This window comes from Pseudomonas sp. IPO3778, from assembly GCF_013386825.1.
In the GTDB taxonomy this organism is placed as follows: Bacteria; Pseudomonadota; Gammaproteobacteria; order Pseudomonadales; family Pseudomonadaceae; genus Aquipseudomonas.
Genome location: NZ_JACARC010000060.1, coordinates 1 through 17477 on the forward strand (window position 1 = coordinate 1; position 17477 = coordinate 17477).

Sequence of the window (17477 nt, forward strand, 5' to 3'; positions counted from 1 at the left end):
AATAACGGATATGCCCCCCATTTACGACCCATCCCAACCAAAAACGACCCCCTCCGTTGACGCCCCACCCCAAACCCCTATTAAGTACTATTAATGCGCATTAATAGGATCAATCAAACACCATGCTAAGCCGCCCGTTGCGCCGCAAACGCCAGAAGCTCTCCGACGTGATCGTCGAATCGGTCAAGCGCTCCATCGTCACCGATGCCCTGAAGCCCGGCGACCGCTTGCCCACCGAACGCGAGTTGATGGAAAGCTTCCAGTGCTCCAAAGGCTCCGCCCGCGAAGCCCTCAAGGCGCTGGAGGTCGAAGGCCTGGTCAACACCCGCACCGGCCCCAGCGGCGGCGCCTATCTCAACCAGGCCGGCACCGAACCCGCCAGCCGCGCCTTGCGCAATTACCTGCACTTCCAGCACCTGGACGGCGAACAGGTCTACCAACTGCGCAAAGTCATCGAAGTCGAACTCGCCGTCTCCGTACTGGGCCGCCTCAGCGAAGACGATTACCGCGCCCTCCAGGACAACGTCGACTTTTGCAGCACCCCCGAAGACAGCGAAGCCGGCCAACGGGAACAACGCATCGCCGAACTGGAATTCCACAACCTGCTGGCCAGGGCCTGCCCCAACCCGCTGTTGAGCTTCATGGCGCAATTCCTCAACGACCTGCTACGCGACCTGGTGGTGCTGAAAAAAGCCTACAAACCCAAACGCAAGCAATTCGACGCCGCCAACCTCGATTACCACAAGCAACTGCTGATCGCCTTCCGCGCCGAGGACGAAGCCACCGTACGCAGCCTGATGCACGAACACATGTGCGACGCCGAACACCACATGACCGCGCTGGAAGGTGAAGTCAGCCCGCACTTTCTGCTGGAGTTCGACCACAACCACTGACACCCCCCAACCCCCAATAAAAGGCCTGCCCACAGGCCCTGCTCCACCGTATCGCCATTGCCACTCCTGCCAATAACTCATCCAGGGAGTCACCCCATGCAGCGTCGTACGTTGTTGAAAGCCAGTCTCACCGCCGCAGCCGCCCTCAGCCTTCCGCTGGGTGTGCGCTCGGCATTCGCCGCCGAGCCCTTTACCTTTTACGGCCTCAAGTCCATGTCTGGCGCCTTTGCCAGTTATGGCAAATTTGCCGACATGGGTTCACGCCTCGCGGTGGAACAGCACCCCGAGTTGCTCGGCCGCCCGCTGAACTACAAGGTGATTGACACCGAAGGCAACGCCGGCAAGGCCGTGCGCAAGGTCCAGGAAGCGATCCAGCAGGACGGCGCACGCTTCTTCCAGGGCTGTACCCTGTCGTCTTCGGCACTGGCCGTGGCCAAGGAAGTGAGCAAGGCCGGTGGCGTGTTCATGACCCCGGTGGGCGCCGATGAAGTCACCGGCAAGGACTGCAACAGCGCCACGTTCCGCTGGTCAGTGCCGACCTACGGTGCGATCCGCGAGACCATCGTGCCGTTGATCAAGCTGCTGCCCGACGCCAAGCGCTGGTACACCATCACCCCGCAATACGTGTTCGGCGAAGCCCTGCTCGACGGCGCCAAATCGGTGCTGGCCGAGCATGGCCTGGAGCATGTCGGCAACAGCTACCACTCCCTGCAGGAACAGGAGTTTTCCGGCTACCTGACCAATGCCATCGCCGCCAAACCCGACGTGCTGGTGCTGCTGAACTTCGGCAGCCAGTCGTCCAATACCCTGCGCCAGGCGGTGAACTTCGGTATCAAGGAGCGCATGAAAGTGCTGCTGGTATGGTCCGCCGGCCTCGATCAGTTCCAGGAACTGGGCAGCGATGTGCTGGAGGGCGTGTACCTCGGCGCGCAGTATTGGCATCAGGTCGACACCCCGCTCAACCGCGACCTGGTGAAACTGACCAAAGCCAAATACGGCATCAACCCCACCTACCCGCTGGCGGCTGACTACATCAGCACCAAGGTGATGCTGGAAACCATCCTCTCCACCGGCAGCTTCGACGGGCCGACCGTGGCCAAGGCCATGCAGGGCCTGAGCTACGAAGGCCCCACCGGCAAAGAGTCGATCCGCGCCGGCGACCACCAGGTGATCAAGGATTATTACCTGATGGTGGGCAAGGCCGCCGCCGATATGGCCGACAAGGACGACTTGGCCAAGGTGCTCAGCTCCGGCCAGTCGTTCCCGCCGGTGGAAGCCACGGGCTGCGTGCTCGGCTGATCCGCTGAAAATCTACTGGTGACACAGCGCAGGGCCGCTCACGCGGCCGCCTGCCGAGGGTTCCTGCATGCTCAATCTTTACCTGTTCCAGATTCTCAACGGCCTGGGCCTTGGGATGATTTATTTCCTGATTGCGGTCGGCTTGACGATCATTTTCGGCCTGCTGAACTTCGTCAACTTCGCCCACGGTGCGTTCTTTTTGCTGGGCGCCTACATCTGCTACACCGCCGTCGGCCTCACCGGCAGCTTCTGGCTCGCGCTGCTGATCGCGCCGCTGGTGGTGGCCGCGCTGGCCTGGGTGATCGAGCGATTATTGATCCAGCGGATTTATCACTTGCCCCACATGTTCCAGATTCTGGTGACCCTGGGCATAGCCCTGATCATCCAGGAAGCCAGCGTGATGATCTGGGGCCCGGTGGGCAAAAGCGTCGCCGTGCCGGAATTGCTGCGCGGGGTGCTGGTGGTGGGTGATTTCGTCTACCCCTGGTACCGCCTGTTTCTGATCGTGTTCTCCGGCCTCGTCGGCCTTGGCCTGTGGCTGCTGCTGGAACGCACGCGCTTTGGCGCCCTGGTACGGGCCGGCAGTGAAAGCACTGAAACCGTGTCCCTGCTGGGCACGAATATCTTCCGCCTGTTCTCCATGACCTTCGCCCTCGGCGTGGGCCTGGCCGGAATGGCCGGCGTGCTGTTCGCCCCATTGCGCGGCGCCCAACCCTTTGTCGGCCCGGAAATCCTCGGCGTGGCGTTCGTGGTGGTGGTGATCGGCGGCATGGGTTCCTTCAGCGGCGCACTGGTGGGCGGCCTGCTGGTCGGCGTGGTGCAAAGCCTGATGACCACACTCTGGCCCCAGGGCGCGAGCCTGATGATCTACGGTGCGATGGCCGTGGTGATCCTGGTGCGTCCTTACGGCCTGTTCGGGAGAGCCTGACATGAGCGAGAAAAACCCCCTGCCGTTCGCCAAGACTCAGTCGCGCTACATGCTGCTGTTGGTGCTGGCGGTACTGATCGGCCTGCCGCTGATTTTGCCCTCGGCGACCCTGGCCACTGAGATACTGATCTTTGCCATGGCCGCCCTCGCCTGCAACCTGCTGCTGGGTTACACCGGGCTGTTGTCGTTTGGCCAAGGCATCTTCTTCGGGGCCGGCGCCTACTGCGCGGCGCTGCTGATGATTCACCTGCAACTGGGGCTGTTCAGCGCACTGCTGGGCGCCGCGGTGGCCGGCGGATTCCTGGCGTTTCTGGTGGGCGCCCTGGCGATCCGACGCACCGGCATCTACTTCGTGATGCTCACCCTGGCCTTCAGCCAGATGGCCTACTTCGTTGCCTACACCCTGAGCGACTGGACCGGCGGCGACAACGGCCTGCTCAGCGTGCCGCGCCCGGAAATCCGTATCGGTGACACGGTGCTGCTGTCCCTGACCGATGCCCGTGCGTTCTACGGCTTTGTCGCGGTGTTGTTCCTGCTGATCTTCATCGGCGCCCGCCGGGTGATCGCCTCGCCGTTCGGCAGCACGCTGATGGCGATTCGCGAAAACGAAACCCGGGCTTCGGCCATCGGCTACGACACCCGCCATTTCAAGATCCTGGTGTTTGTGTTGTCCGGCGCCGTCACCGGGATTGCCGGGGCGCTGTACGCGATGCTGTTGCACTTTGTGCCGCTGTCGAATATCGACCTGGCGATGTCCGAAAACATCCTGATCATGACCATCGTCGGCGGCACCGGCTCACTGTTCGGCTCCTTGCTCGGTGCCGGCTCCATCGTGCTGCTGGGGGACTTCCTCTCCGACCTGTGGCCGCGCTGGCTGATGCTGCTGGGGGTGATTCTGATCCTGGTGGTGATCTTCATGCGCGGCGGGTTGTGGGGCGGCTTGTCGACGCTGTTCGAACGTGTGCGCGGCAGCCGCAAGGCCGACGTTGTGACCAAGGAGAAGCTGTCATGAGCATCCTGTTGGAAACCAAAAATCTGGAACTGGCCTACGGTGCGTTCCACGCGGTGAACGGCGTCAACCTCAAGGTGCAAGCCGGCACCATCCACACCATCATTGGCCCCAACGGTGCGGGCAAGACCAGCCTGTTCCACTGCCTGACGGGCGAACGCCAGGCCACCGCCGGGGCGATTCATTTCGACGGCAAAAACCTGATGCGCAAGCCGGCCCACGGCCGCGTCGGCCTGGGCATGGCCCGCTCGTTCCAGCTCACCAGCCTGTTCCAGAACCTCAGCGTGCGCGAGAACCTGCGCCTGGCCGCCCAGGGCCGCGACGGTGCCCGCGCGCTGAACTTCTGGCGCCGGGTCGACAGCAAGCGCGAGCACCTGGAGATGGCCGACCAAGTGCTGGAACGCCTGCAACTCACCGCCCGCGCCGACACCCTGGCCGGCGAGTTGTCCCACGGCCAGCAGCGGGTGCTGGAGGTCGGCATGTCGATCTGCTCCAAACCCAAGCTGCTGATGCTCGACGAACCCACCTCGGGGATGGGCATCGATGACATTCCGGTCATGACCCAACTGATCAGCGACCTTGGCCGCGACCACACCGTGCTGTTGATCGAGCACAACATGAGCATTGTCATGTCCATCAGCCAACGCATCACCGTGATGAGCCACGGCCAGATCCTGGTGGAAGGCACACCGGAATTCGTGCGTGCCGACGAGCGCGTGCGCACCGCCTACCTGGGAGAAGCCGCCTGATGCTGACTGTCGACAATATCCATTCCTACTACGACAAGAGCCACGTCCTTGAGGGCGTGTCCCTGACCGTCAACCCCGGTGAACTGGTGACCCTGCTGGGGCGCAACGGCGCCGGCAAGACCACCACCTTGCGCAGCATCCTCGGGATTATCTGCCCGCGCCAGGGCCAGATCCATTTCAACGGCCAGCCGCTGGTGGGGCAGAAAATCTTTGAAATCGCCCGCCAGGGCCTGGCGCTGGTGCCGGAGAACCGCGGGATTTTCCGCCTGCTGACCGTCGAGGAAAACCTGCGCATTGCCGTGCGCAAGACCAGCCGCTGGCAGATGGAAGACGTGTACGGCATGTTCCCGCGCCTCAAGGAACGCCGCAAAAACGCCGGCCATGCGCTGTCGGGCGGTGAGCAACAGATGCTCGCCATCGCCCGCGCCCTGCTCAACGATCCCAAGCTGCTGATTCTCGACGAACCCACCGAAGGCCTCGCGCCGGTGATCGTCGACGAGTTGGTGAAGATCCTGCGCAAGGTCAAGGAAGACGGCCTGCCGGTGCTGCTGGTGGAACAGAACCTGATGGTCTGCGACAAGCTCGCCGACCGCCATTACGTCCTCGAACAGGGCCGTGTGGTGTACGAAGGCAGTGCCGAAGCCTTCCGCGCCGACCCGACGATCAAGAACCGTTACCTGGCCCTGAGTGCCTGACCGGAGACTGCTGATGAATAGTTTTGCGCAACCGTTCCAGAGCAACGCCCCGCTGATCAACCGCGAACGCCTGTGGCAATCGCTGATGGACCTCGCCCGCCTGGGCGCCACACCCAAGGGTGGCGTGTGTCGCCTGGCCCTCACCGACCTCGACCGCCAGGCCCGCGACCTGTTTGTGCAATGGTGCGAAGCCGCCGGGTGCAGCGTCAGCGTCGACGCGATCGGCAATATCTTTGCCCGCCGCGCCGGGCGCAATCCGGCACTGGCGCCCGTGATGACCGGCAGCCATATCGACACCCAGCCAACCGGCGGCAAGTTCGACGGCTGCTACGGCGTGATGGCCGGCCTGGAAGTGATCCGTACCCTCAACGATTTGAATATAGAGACTGAAGCGCCGATTGAAGTGGTGGTGTGGACCAACGAAGAAGGCTCGCGTTTTCCGCCGTGCATGATGGGCTCCGGGGTGTTTGCCGGTCAGTTCGACTTGCAGGAAACCCTCGACAAACAGGACGAGCACGGACTGTCGGTGGGCGCCGAATTGCAGCGCATCGGCTATGCCGGTTCCCGCGCCGTACTGGGCCATCCGGTCGGTGCGTATTTCGAGGCGCATATCGAACAAGGCCCGGTACTGGAAGACCAGGCCACCACCATTGGCGTAGTCATGGGCTGCCTGGGCCAGAAGTGGTTTGACCTGACCCTCACTGGCGTCGAAGCCCACGCGGGCCCGACACCGATGCACCTGCGCAAGGATGCCCTGGTGGGCGCCGCCCAAGTGGTCAGCGCGGTGAATCGCATCGCCCACGCGCAACAACCCCACGCCTGTGGCACCGTCGGTTGCCTGAGCCTGCACCCCGGCTCGCGTAACGTGATTCCCGGCCAGGTGCACATGACCATTGACCTGCGCCACCTGCACGCCGACACGCTGCAAGCCATGGTCGACGAAGTACGCCAGGTGATCGAGGCCACCGCCGAGCAGCATGGCCTGAGCTTTGAACTGACCCCCACCGCCGACTTCCCGCCGCTGGACTTCAACCCCGCGTGTGTCAACGCCGTGCGCGAGGGCGCACGCGCCTTAGGTCTGAGCCATATGGACATTGTCAGCGGCGCCGGGCACGACGCGATCTTCGTCGCCAAACTGGGCCCGGCCGGGATGATTTTTGTGCCGTGCGAAGGCGGCATCAGCCACAACGAAATCGAAAACGCCGCGCCGGATGACCTGGCGGCGGGCTGCGCAGTGCTGCTGCGGGCCATGGTCAACGCCGCGCAAGGAGGTCACGCAGCATGACGGATATCGCCAACCTGACAGCTGTCGAGCTGCTGGCTCTCTATCGGGACAAAAGCCTGTCGCCGGTGGACGTCACCGAAGACGCCCTGCTGCGCATCGAGCGCTACAACCCGGCGGTCAACGCCTACTGCCACGTCGACCCGGAAGGCGCATTGAACGCGGCCCGGGCCTCGGAGCAGCGCTGGCTCAAGGGCCAGCCGTGCGGGGCGCTGGACGGTGTGCCGGCGTCCATCAAGGACTTGACGCAGACCATCGGCATGCCGACGCGCAAGGGTTCGCGCACAACCTCAGCCGAGGGCCGGTGGGAGGTGGATGCACCCTTCTCGGCCTTCATGCGCAAGGCCGGGGCGGTGCTGCTGGGCAAGACCACCACCCCGGAATTCGGCTGGAAAGGCGTCACGGATAATCCGTTGTATGGGATTACCCGCAACCCGTGGGACACGCGCATGACGGCGGGCGGTTCGTCCGGCGGTGCCGGTGCGGCGGCGGCCTTGAACCTGGGCGTGCTGCACCAGGGCAGCGATGCCGGTGGCTCGATCCGGATTCCCTGCGCGTTCACCGGCACCTTTGGCATCAAGCCGACTTTCGGTTATGTGCCGCAATGGCCGGCCAGTTCAATGACTATTTTGTCTCACCTGGGGCCGATGACCCGCACCGTGGAAGACTCGGTGCTGATGCTGCAAACCATCGCGCAACCAGACGCGCGGGACGGTTTGATCGGCGCGCCACGGACCACGCCGTGGTTGCAGGCCGGGGCGGACTTGAAGGGCTTGCGCGTCGCCTACAGCCCCACGTTTGGCTACGTGAAGGTGGACCCGCAGGTGGCCAGGGTCGTGGCCCAGGCGGTGGAAGGCCTGGTGCAGTTGGGCGCCCAGGTTGAACAGATCGACCCGGGGTTCAGTGACCCGCTGGAGGTGTTCAATACCCTGTGGTTTGCCGGTGCGGCGCGCCTCGCCGGGCCGTTGAGCGATGCTCAGCGCCAACTGATGGATCCCGGCCTGCTGCGTATTGCGCAACTGGGCGAACAGATCAGCCTCAGCGACTACAGCGCCGCGCTGGAAGCGCGGGCGGCCTTGGTGGCGCGTATGGCGGCATTCCATGAGCATTACGATGTGCTGGTGTCACCGATGATGCCGATCACCGCGTTCGAGGCCGGGCACAACGTGCCGCCGGGCTCCGGGCTTGGGGAATGGATGGAGTGGACGCCGTTCACCTATCCGTTCAACCTGACCCAGCAACCGGCAGCGTCGGTGCCGTGCGGGTTGGCGGCGAATGGGTTACCGGTGGGGTTGCATGTGGTGGCGGCGCGGTTTGCTGATCATCAGGTGCTGAGGGTTTGCCAGGCGTATGCCAAGGCTTTCCCGACCCAGCACCTGCAAACACCCAAAACCCCAACCTGAAATGCAGTCATCTGTGGGAGCTGGCTTGCCTGCGATAGCGGTGGGTCATTCAGCCCACTTGGTACTGATGCACCGCCATCGCAGGCAAGCCAGCTCCCACATTTGATCGCACTCCGTTCCTGCATCGCTCTACAATGTCCCCCATTCATTCCCGGGGGTTTCATGGACATCGAACTGGCACGCACCTTCCTCGAAATCACCCGCTGCGGCAGCCTCGCCGCGGCGGCCGAGAAGCTGCACGTCACCCAGACGGCAATCACCGCCCGAGTCAAAAACCTTGAGAGCCAGCTGGGCAGCACCCTGTTCGTGCGCAACCGCGCCGGCGCCCGCCTGACCCCGGACGGTGAGGCCTTCGTAGTTTTCGCCAACCAGTTGGTACAAACCTGGGAGGCCGCCCGCCGTGACCTGCCGTTACCCGACGGCTACCGCAACGTGCTGCACATCGGCGGTGAAGTCAGCCTGTGCAACCCGTTGATGCTCGGTTGGGCCCAGGCCCTGCGCGAGCATATTCCCGGCTATGCCTTGCGCACCGAGATTCGCGAAGGCGAGTACCTGTTGCGCCAGCTGGAGCTGGGTGTGCTGGACGCTGCACTGGTGTTCCAGCCGCAATACTGGCCGGGGCTACAGGTGGAGCAGGTGCTGGAAGAAAAGCTGATCCTGGTGCAACTGGCGGCCCGGCCCGAGCCCTACGTGTACATCGACTGGGGCCAGGGCTTTCGCCAACAGCACGATGCCGCCCTGCCGGACAAGGCCCGCGCGGCCCTGAGTTTCAACCTGGGGCCACTGGCGTTGCAGTACATCCTCGAACATGGCGGTGCCGGGTATTTCCGCACGCGGGTGGTGCAGAGCTACCTGGACAGCGGCGTGATGGAACGGGTGCCCAAGGCGCCGGAGTTCAGCTTCCCAACGTACCTGGTGTATTCCCGGGAACGGGATTCGGCGGTTTTGCAGCAGGCGCTGGGGTTGTTGCGATCAGTGGTGGAGGCGGAAAAGGATTGGTCGCAGCGCTGGGATCCGGTGATTTGATCCGGCGCACATGTTAGCCTCCTACTGTTTTCTCCTGGTTTCCCCCTGCCGATGAACAAGAAAAAGTCCGTCACCATCAGCGACATCGCCAAACGGGTCAACATGACCACCATCACGGTGTCCCGGGCGCTGAGCAAGCCTGACCTGGTCAAGCCCGCCACCCTGGCGCGGATTCTCGAGGTGGCGCGGGAGCTGGACTATGTGCCCAACGCCTTCGCCCGCGGGCTCAAGCGCAGCGAAAGCCTGATCATCGGCGTGATCACCGCCTCGGTGGACAACCCCTTCTACAGCGAGATGATCAAGGCGATTTCCCGCGAGGCGAAAAAACACGGCTACACCATCATGCTGGTGGACACCGACGAGCTGGAAGAACTGGAAAGCAAGGCGGTCGACACCCTGTTGGGCTACCGCGTAGCGGGGATCATCCTGTCGCCGGTCTCCGATGAGCCCCGCTACCAGCCGGATTATCTGGAGCGCCTGGGCAACGGCAAGACCCCGGTGGTGCTGCTCGACCGCACGATCCACGACAGCCCGTTCAGCCGCGTGGTGCTGGACAACTACCACAGCGGCATCGAGGCGGCGCAGTACCTGGTGCGACAAACCCCGCACCTGAAACGCCTGCTGGTGCTGACCGGGCCCGAGCATTCGCGCATCACCATGGAGCGCCTCAAAGGCCTGAAAGAAGTACTGGCCGATCACCCGCAGGTGCACGTGGAAGTCTGTGCCGGCGACTACACGCTGATGCCCTCCTACCTGCACACCCTCGACTACCTGGCCGAACACTCGGCGCCGGACGCGATCATGGGTTTCAACCAGTTGATCACCCTCGGCGCCTTGCGGGCGTTGCGCATGCACAACATCCCCCACGACAGCCTGACCATCTGCGGCATCGACCGCCTGCCCTTCGCGGATATCTTCGGCGTGCCGATTGCCTGCGTGGCCCACGACGCGTCACTGGCCGGCAGCAGCGCCGTGCGGCTGCTGCTGGACCGCCTCGAAGACCCGCACAAGCCGCGGGACAAAGTGGTGATCGCCGGCAAGCTGGAAAACGGCTAGCGGCTGGTGTAGCCCCCATCGATCGGCAGGCTGACGCCGCTGATCATGCTGGCGGCATCGCTCAGCAGGAACAGCACAGGCAGCGCCACTTCCGCCGTTTCGGCGAACCGTCCCAGGGGAATGGCCGCCAATGCCGGGTCACGCTTGGCGGGTTCCGACCAGGCCATTTGCGCCATGGGCGTGAGGGTTACCGTGGGGTTGACGCTGTTGACGCGAATCCCGAAACGCCCCCACTCGGCGCACTGCACCCGGGTGATGGCGTCCAGGGCGGCCTTGGAGGCGCAGTAGCCGAGGTGATCGTCCAGCGCCACGAGGGACGCCTGGCTGGAGACGTTGACGATACTGCCGGCGATCCCGGCCTCAATCATGCGCGCAGCGACGCGGCTGGCGACCTGGGCAGCGGCACGGGCGTTGACGTGCATCACCTGGTCGAAGGCTTCGGCGCTGATGGCGGCAGCCGGTTCCAGGCGAGAGATGCCGGCGCAATTGACCAGGCCGTGCAGCGGCGGCAGGCCTTGCAGGGCCAGGTCCAGGGCGGCGCTGTCGGCGATGTCCAGGCACAGGGTTTCGCAGCCGAGTTGGGCCAGGGCCTGAGCGTCACGGCCGAGGGCAAACACCTGGGCGCCGCTGGCGATCAGCTGCAGGGCTATTTCCCGGCCGATGCCGCTGCTGGCGCCGGTGACGAGGATGCGGTGGTGGGTGAAATCGAAAGTGGCGTTCATCCAAGGAACCTTAGGTGTGAAGCCCCTGTAGGAGCGAGCTTGCTCGCGAAAAACGCAAGGGCACCGCGCCCCTTCAGGAAGCACTCGTTATCGTTAACGTTTTTCGCGAGCAAGCTCGCTCCTACAGGCTGTGCATCAGTGACTTCAGAGCTGGGTACAGTTCAAGATAATGGGTGAATGAGTGGTCGTAGGCCTGGGTATTCCCCGCCTCCGGCTCCGCCCGCAGTTCCAGCTGCACCCAGCCCTTCTCCATCTCCCGGTCATCCACCAGCCCCACGGCGTGGGCCGCCAACAACGCCGCGCCCAACGCCGCTTCCACCTCTTGCACGATGGTGTAGACCGGGTAATGGGTGATGTCCGCAATAATCTGCATCCACAAATCCGAGTGGCTCGCCCCGCCGACCACGATCAACCGTGGATCCAGCGAATGGGCGCCACGGGTCCCGGCCTCGATGTTGTGCCGCAGGGCAAAACTCACCCCTTCGAGCACGGCGCGGTACAGGTGGATTCGGCTGTGATACAGGTTCAGCCCGACAAAGCTGCCGCTGGCCCGGTCATCCCACACCGGGCTGCGTTCACCCATGAGGTAGGGCAGGAACAACAGCCCTTCACTGCCCGCCGGGATCTTCGCAGCGCTCTGCTCCAGCAGCCACAAACTGTCCTGGCCCGTGTCCTTCGCCTGCTGCTCTTCGGCCTGGCAAAACTGCTCGCGAAACCAGCTCACCGACGCCCCGGCCGTGATCGCCCCACCGAAGATATACAGGTCCTGATGCCCGTTATAGACATGGGGCATGCTCACCAGGCCATGTCCCGCATCCACCTGTTGATTGAGATAACCCCAGCACATGCTGGTGCCGATCATCGCCACGTGATTGCCCGGCCGGGTCACGCCGGCGGCCAGGGTTGCCATGGCCGCATCCACGCCCCCGGCGAGTATCGGCGTGCCGGCTTGCAGGCCCAATCGCGGCGCCCACTCGTCCAGCAAGCCGCCGACCACTTCACCGGAATACAGCAAACGCTCCGGCATCATCGCCAGCGGGATATCCAGCGCCGCCAGCATCTCGGCCGACCAGCCCCGCCGGGCCACATCGTAGACCCCACCGATGTTGCCGGCGCTGCTGTGGTCCACCGCCACCTCGCCGGTCAGGCACCAGTTGATGTAGCTGTTGGGCGGCAGCAGGTAGCGAGTGTTGGCCCATACCTGCGGCTGGTGCTGCTTGAGCCAGAGCATCTTGGTGAAGCCGTAGTAGCTGTCCACCGAGTTGCCGGTGACCGCGAACAACCGCTCCAGGTCCACGTGCTCGCGCACCCACTCCACCTGCTCGCCCGCGCGCCGGTCCATCCAGATCAGGCACGGGTGCAGCGGCGTGATCTGCGCATCCACGGCAATCCCCGAGCCGCCGTACAGGCTGCTGATGCACAGCGCCTTGACCTGCTCTTTCGCCACACCGGCCTTGGCCATGCATTGCGCGACGCACGCCTCGACCGCGTCCAGCCACACCTGCGGCCACTGCTCGGCCCAGCGCACTTTCGGGGTATCTACGCGATACCCCTGGCTGTGCTGGGCGATGATCGTGCCGTCAGCATCCACCAGCAGCGCCTTGGTGCTTTGCGTGCCGATGTCCACACCCATGACGTAGTTCATGATCACTGCACCGGCTTCAACAACACCTTGATCGACTTGGTCGAGTTGGCCAGTTCGAACGCCTCGGCCCAGTTATCCAGCCCGAAGTCATGGGTCACGATGCCCTTGGAGGTCACCAGGCCGCGTTCGAACAGGTCGATGGCCACCGGGTAGCAATACGGCCCGAGGTGCGCACCGCGTACGTCCAGTTCCTTGCGGTCACCGATGATCGACCAGTCAACGCTGGTTTCTGCGCCGAACACGCTGAACTCGACAAATCGCCCGAGCTTGCGGATCAGGTCCAGCCCTTGGGTCACACCCGCCGGCACGCCGGTGGTTTCGATGTACACGTCGCAGCCGTAGTTATCGGTCAGGCCGTTGATAATCTCCCGGGCGTTGTCCCGGGACGGGTTGATCACCACGTCGGCACCGTACTTTTTCGCAAGCTCCAGGCGCTCGTCGACCATGTCGATCACCACCAGTTTCTTCGGCGTCTTGAGCGCTGCCACCTGCACCATGCACAGGCCCAGGGTGCCGGCACCGGCGATCACCAGCACGTCATCCAGCTGGATTTCACCCCGGTTGACGGTGTGAATCGCGCAGGACATCGGTTCGATCAACGCCGAGTCTTCCAGGGACACCGACTCCGGAATCTTGTGCACGATGGCTGTCTTGGGAATGCGCATGTACTGGGCCATGCCGCCTTCGGCCACTTCACGCTGGAAGCCGAAGATGTTGTGCACTTCACACATCCAGTACTTGCCGGACTTGCAGAAGCGGCACTTGCCACACGGCACGATCTGCTCGGCGATCACCTTGTCGCCGACCTTCACGTCGAAGTGCTCCTCGGCGCCCTCGCCCGCTTCCACCACGTAGCCAAAAAATTCGTGCCCCGGCACCACTGGCGCCTTGACCCACGGGTTGTCGCCGCCCCAGAACATCGCGGCGCCCGAGTGGCATTTGCAGTCACTGGCGCAGATGCCGCAGGCGGCGATGCGAATCACCAGTTCATTGACCCGCGCCTGGGGTTTGCTGATGCGTTCCAGGCGGTAGTCTTTCGGGCCGTGGCAGACGACAGCTTGCATTTCGTTGTGCTTTTCCATGATGTATTGACCTTTCTTGAGCATGAGAGAACCCCGCGCAACCGCCATGGCCGCGTGGAGATAACCGATTTACTTGTGGCGCTGACGGCTGATAAAGATCGCCAGCAAAATAATCCCGCCCTTGATCACACTCTGGACGTAAGGCGAGACCCCGAGCATGTTCAAGCCGTTGTTCAACACCCCCAGCAACATGGCGCCGAGCAAGGTGCCGACAATCACCCCGCGCCCGCCCGCAATCGAGGCACCGCCCAGGACCACGGCGGCAATCGCATCGAGTTCAAACGACACCCCGGCATTCGGCTGGCCGCTCATCAGGCGCGAGGTCAGCACCAGCCCGGCAATCGCTGCGGTGAAGCCGCTGATGCCATACACCAGCAACTTGAAGCGTGCTGCCCGCACACCAGAGAGACGCACCGCCTCCTCGTTGCCGCCAATCGCGTAGATATAGCGGCCGATGCGGGTGTGCTGCAGCAGCACATAGGCCGCCAGGTACGTCACCAGCATGATCAGGATCGGCACTGAAACGCCGAACAGGCTTTCGCGGCCAAAGAACCCAAACCAGTCCGGCAAGCCGGAAATCGGGTAGCCGTCGGTGTACATCAGGCCGAACCCGCGGGCGATGCCCATGGTCGCCAGGGTCACGATGATCGGCGGCATGTGCAGGTAGGCGACAAACAGGCCGTTGCCAATGCCGAAGGCCACGCCGATCAGCAACCCGGCACCAATCGCCAGGCCCGGCGGCAAACCCGCCACCATCAAGCCGGCGGTCAGGGTGCCGGACAACGCCATCACCGGCCCTACCGACAAATCGATGCCACCGGTGAGAATCACGCAGGTCATGCCCACCGCGATAATCGCGTTGATCGACACCTGGCGCGCGATGTTCGACAGGTTGCTGGCCGTCAGAAAGTTATCGCTGGCGAAGATCATCACCAACGTCACCACCAGCAGCCCCACAAAGGGATAAAACGCCGGCGAGCGAATCAACCGCGCCAGGTTCAGGCGCAGCCGGCCAGGCCCCACGGCATTAATGGACGTATTCACTTGAGCCCCCTGTTGCATGGCGCATGACCTCTTGAGGATTGACGGCAGACGCTTCCAGTACCTTGACGATGGCGCCCTTGTGGAACACAGCGACGCGGTCGCACATGCCGATAACTTCCGGCAGTTCCGAGGAAATCATGATGATTGCGTAGCCTTGTTCGGTGAGGCTGCGCATCAGTGCGTAGATCTGCGCCTTGGCGCCGACGTCGATGCCACGGGTGGGTTCGTCGAACACCAGCACGTCGCAGTGATGGTTGATCCAGCGGGCAATCACGACTTTCTGCTGGTTGCCGCCGCTGAGGTTGAACACCCGGCTCTCGCCGCTGGGGGCCTTGATCGACAGCTGGCGCATCAGTGCTTCGACGCTGGCGCACTCCTTGTCCTTGTCGATCAGGCCACCGGCGTTCTGGTATTTGGGCAGGTTGTTGAGGGAGATGTTTTCGCGAATGCTGAAGTCGGTGATCAGCCCTTCGGTCTTGCGGCTTTCCGGCAGCAAGCCGATGCCGTGGGCCAAGGCCTGGGCCGGGTCGTCGAGGGTGATTTTTTCACCCCGCAGCCACACGTCTTTGCTCACCGATGGCAGCGCGCCCATCATGCCCAGGGCCAATTCGGTACGCCCGGAACCCACCAGGCCGGCAAAGCCGAGAATCTCGCCCTTGTGCAATTCAAAGTGGTTGTGGGGGCCGTTGCGCACCAACTGGATGTCCTTGACCTCCAGCAACAACGGCCCGCGTGCGGCGACGGGCTTGGGTGGAAAGCTGCATTCCAGGCGCCGCCCGACCATCATTTCCACCAGGCGGTCGATATCGCTGTCGGCCACATCGGTGACGCCCACATTGCCGCCGTCGCGCAGCACGCTGATGCGGTCGCACACCTGGAAAATCTCCTCCAGGTGGTGGGAGATAAAAATCACCGCCACCCCCTGACGCTTGAGTTCACGCATGATGTCAAACAGCAGTTCGGCTTCGCTGGGCGTGAGGGTGGCGGTGGGTTCGTCGAGCACCAGCAACCGCGCGTCCAGGGCCAGGGCCTTGGCGATCTCGACGAACTGCTGCTCGGCCACGCTCAGGTGCTTGACTGCGCATTGCAGGTCAATGCTGACGCCGAGGCGCTTGAACAATGCTTCGCTCGCCTCGACCATTTCACGCTTGCGCAACAGGCCAAAGCGGTTACTCAGCTCATGGCCGAGGAAGATATTTTCCACCGCCGTGAGGTAGGGAATCAGGCTGAACTCCTGGAACACGATGCCGATACCGGCGGCAATCGCATCACGGTACGTCGCGAACTGCCGGGCCTGGCCGTCGATCAGGATCTGCCCTTCGTCCTGATGCTCGACCCCGCCAAGGATCTTCATCAGGGTCGATTTGCCTGCGCCGTTTTCCCCGAGCAAGGCATGAATCTCGCCGCGCTGCACTTCGAGGTTGATCGCCTTGAGGGCTTGCACCCCCGGGTAGCGCTTACAGATATTTTCCAGCTTCAGAAGACTGCTCATACCGCCGACCTCGTATTCAGATGGATGACCTGTGCCCCACGCCTGGCGTAGGGCCTGGGCGGTTTACCAGCTGAAGTCCTTGGCCTTGGCCTGGTCGATCAGGGTGATGTCCACCGGGATCGTCGCCGGCACTTGCGAGCCCCACTTCTTGGCCAGGGCGATGCCCAGGGCCAGGCGGATCTGGTCACGCGGGTACTGCGCCGAAGTGGCGATGAACTTGCTGCCGGGTTTCTGGATGGCCTTGATGGCTTCGGGTGCGCCGTCGACGCTCACCAGCTTGACGTCCAGGCCGCTGGCTTCGATGGCCGACAGCGCACCGAGGGAGCCGTTGTCGTTGACGCTGAAAATGCCCTTGAGGGTGGGCTGGGCTTGCAGCATGTTTTCGGTGACGGTCAATGCCTGGTCACGTTCCTGCTTGCCGTTCTGGATGCTCACGATCTTGATGTCCGGGTGCTTGGCCACGGCCTCTTTGCAACCGCGCACGCGTTCCAGGATCGGCACCACGGCGATGCCGTCGAGGATGGCGATATTGCCTTTGTCACCAATGTTCTTGGCCAGGTATTCGCAGGCCTGGAAGCCGGCGTCGAAGTTTTTCGAACCGACGAAGGAGTCCAGCGGGCCTTCGGCCTGGGCGTCGACCGCGACCACCACCACACCGGCGGCGTGGGCGGATTTGACGGCGGACTGCACGCCGACGGAGTCGGTGGGGTTGATCAGCAGGATGTCGATGCCCTTTTGCAGCATGTCTTCGACGTCGCTGACCTGCTTGGACACGTCGTGGCGGGCGTCGGTGATGATCAACTGCGCACCGATGGTCGCCCCGGCTTCCTGCAGGGCGTCTTTCATGGTGACGAAGTAAGGGTTGTTGATTTCCTGAAAGGACGCGCCGATGCGGATGGGCGCGGGTTTGGTGTCGGCGTACGCCAGGCCGGCGGTGCCGAGATTGATGCTGAAAGCCAACAAACACAGGGTTTTCGGAAGCATTTTCATGGTTGAGATCTCTGTTTTGTTTTTATTTTTAGAGCAAATGTTATCGTTAACATTTTGTAAGAAGCTAGCAAAGAAATGAGGGGGTCGCAAGGGGTGTTTTATTGAGGGTTTGGGTACATATCCGTTGCTGCGGTAACGGCGACTATTGGTTCCGCTCTTACA

The 17477-nt window shown here is 63.2% G+C and carries 16 protein-coding genes; 10 read left to right on the forward strand and 6 right to left on the reverse strand.

Features of this window, described 5'->3' with window-relative positions; translation table 11 throughout:
• The first annotated feature begins 122 nt into the window (after positions 1-122).
• The 10 genes from HX855_RS27475 to HX855_RS27520 all read left to right on the forward strand — a co-directional run bounded on the left by HX855_RS27475 (position 123) and on the right by HX855_RS27520 (position 10340).
• Entirely contained in the window at positions 123-893 is a 771-nt protein-coding gene (locus HX855_RS27475; RefSeq protein ID WP_177089163.1) for a FadR/GntR family transcriptional regulator, read from the forward strand.
• A 96-nt stretch (positions 894-989) separates the two neighbouring features.
• Positions 990-2192 carry an ABC transporter substrate-binding protein gene (locus tag HX855_RS27480; RefSeq protein WP_177089162.1) on the forward strand — a complete coding sequence of 401 codons (1203 nt, stop codon included), beginning with the start codon at positions 990-992 and terminating at the stop codon, positions 2190-2192.
• A gap of 67 nt (positions 2193-2259) precedes the next feature.
• Positions 2260-3120: a branched-chain amino acid ABC transporter permease gene (locus HX855_RS27485; RefSeq protein WP_177089161.1), complete on the forward strand. Its 861-nt coding sequence runs from the start codon at positions 2260-2262 to the stop codon at positions 3118-3120.
• Position 3121: 1 nt separating this feature from the next.
• Entirely contained in the window at positions 3122-4132 is a 1011-nt protein-coding gene (locus HX855_RS27490; protein ID WP_177045853.1) for a branched-chain amino acid ABC transporter permease, read from the forward strand.
• Entirely contained in the window at positions 4129-4878 is a 750-nt protein-coding gene (locus HX855_RS27495) for an ABC transporter ATP-binding protein (protein ID WP_177089160.1), read from the forward strand. The genes HX855_RS27490 and HX855_RS27495 overlap by 4 nt, the downstream gene beginning before the upstream one ends.
• On the forward strand, positions 4878-5573 hold the full coding sequence (locus tag HX855_RS27500; protein ID WP_008430585.1) for an ABC transporter ATP-binding protein: 696 nt from the start codon (positions 4878-4880) through the stop codon (positions 5571-5573). The genes HX855_RS27495 and HX855_RS27500 overlap by 1 nt, the downstream gene beginning before the upstream one ends.
• 13 nt (positions 5574-5586) lie before the next feature.
• On the forward strand, positions 5587-6858 hold the full coding sequence (locus HX855_RS27505; protein ID WP_177089159.1) for a Zn-dependent hydrolase: 1272 nt from the start codon (positions 5587-5589) through the stop codon (positions 6856-6858).
• Positions 6855-8258: an amidase gene (locus HX855_RS27510; protein ID WP_177089158.1), complete on the forward strand. Its 1404-nt coding sequence runs from the start codon at positions 6855-6857 to the stop codon at positions 8256-8258. The genes HX855_RS27505 and HX855_RS27510 overlap by 4 nt, the downstream gene beginning before the upstream one ends.
• Positions 8259-8420: 162 nt before the next feature.
• Positions 8421-9284: a LysR family transcriptional regulator gene (locus HX855_RS27515; RefSeq protein ID WP_177089157.1), complete on the forward strand. Its 864-nt coding sequence runs from the start codon at positions 8421-8423 to the stop codon at positions 9282-9284.
• A 51-nt stretch (positions 9285-9335) separates the two neighbouring features.
• The gene (locus tag HX855_RS27520) at positions 9336-10340 is read left to right on the forward strand and encodes a LacI family DNA-binding transcriptional regulator (protein WP_177089156.1); all 1005 of its coding nucleotides are present in this window, start codon (positions 9336-9338) and stop codon (positions 10338-10340) included.
• Here HX855_RS27520 and HX855_RS27525 read toward each other — a convergent pair.
• The 6 genes from HX855_RS27525 to HX855_RS27550 form a co-directional block, all read right to left on the reverse strand.
• The gene (locus tag HX855_RS27525) at positions 10337-11062 is read right to left on the reverse strand and encodes an SDR family oxidoreductase (RefSeq protein WP_177089155.1); all 726 of its coding nucleotides are present in this window, start codon (positions 11060-11062) and stop codon (positions 10337-10339) included. The genes HX855_RS27520 and HX855_RS27525 overlap by 4 nt on opposite strands.
• Positions 11063-11183: 121 nt before the next feature.
• Positions 11184-12707, reverse strand: coding sequence for an FGGY-family carbohydrate kinase (locus HX855_RS27530; protein ID WP_177089154.1), 1524 nt, complete (start codon positions 12705-12707; stop codon positions 11184-11186).
• Positions 12708-12709: 2 nt separating this feature from the next.
• Positions 12710-13789: an alcohol dehydrogenase catalytic domain-containing protein gene (locus tag HX855_RS27535; protein ID WP_177089153.1), complete on the reverse strand. Its 1080-nt coding sequence runs from the start codon at positions 13787-13789 to the stop codon at positions 12710-12712.
• Positions 13790-13858: 69 nt separating this feature from the next.
• Entirely contained in the window at positions 13859-14851 is a 993-nt protein-coding gene (locus tag HX855_RS27540; RefSeq protein WP_177089152.1) for an ABC transporter permease, read from the reverse strand.
• On the reverse strand, positions 14817-16325 hold the full coding sequence (locus HX855_RS27545; protein WP_177089151.1) for a sugar ABC transporter ATP-binding protein: 1509 nt from the start codon (positions 16323-16325) through the stop codon (positions 14817-14819). The genes HX855_RS27540 and HX855_RS27545 overlap by 35 nt, the downstream gene beginning before the upstream one ends.
• Positions 16326-16388: 63 nt before the next feature.
• The gene (locus HX855_RS27550) at positions 16389-17315 is read right to left on the reverse strand and encodes a substrate-binding domain-containing protein (RefSeq protein WP_177089150.1); all 927 of its coding nucleotides are present in this window, start codon (positions 17313-17315) and stop codon (positions 16389-16391) included.
• Between the last annotated feature and the right edge of the window lie 162 nt (positions 17316-17477).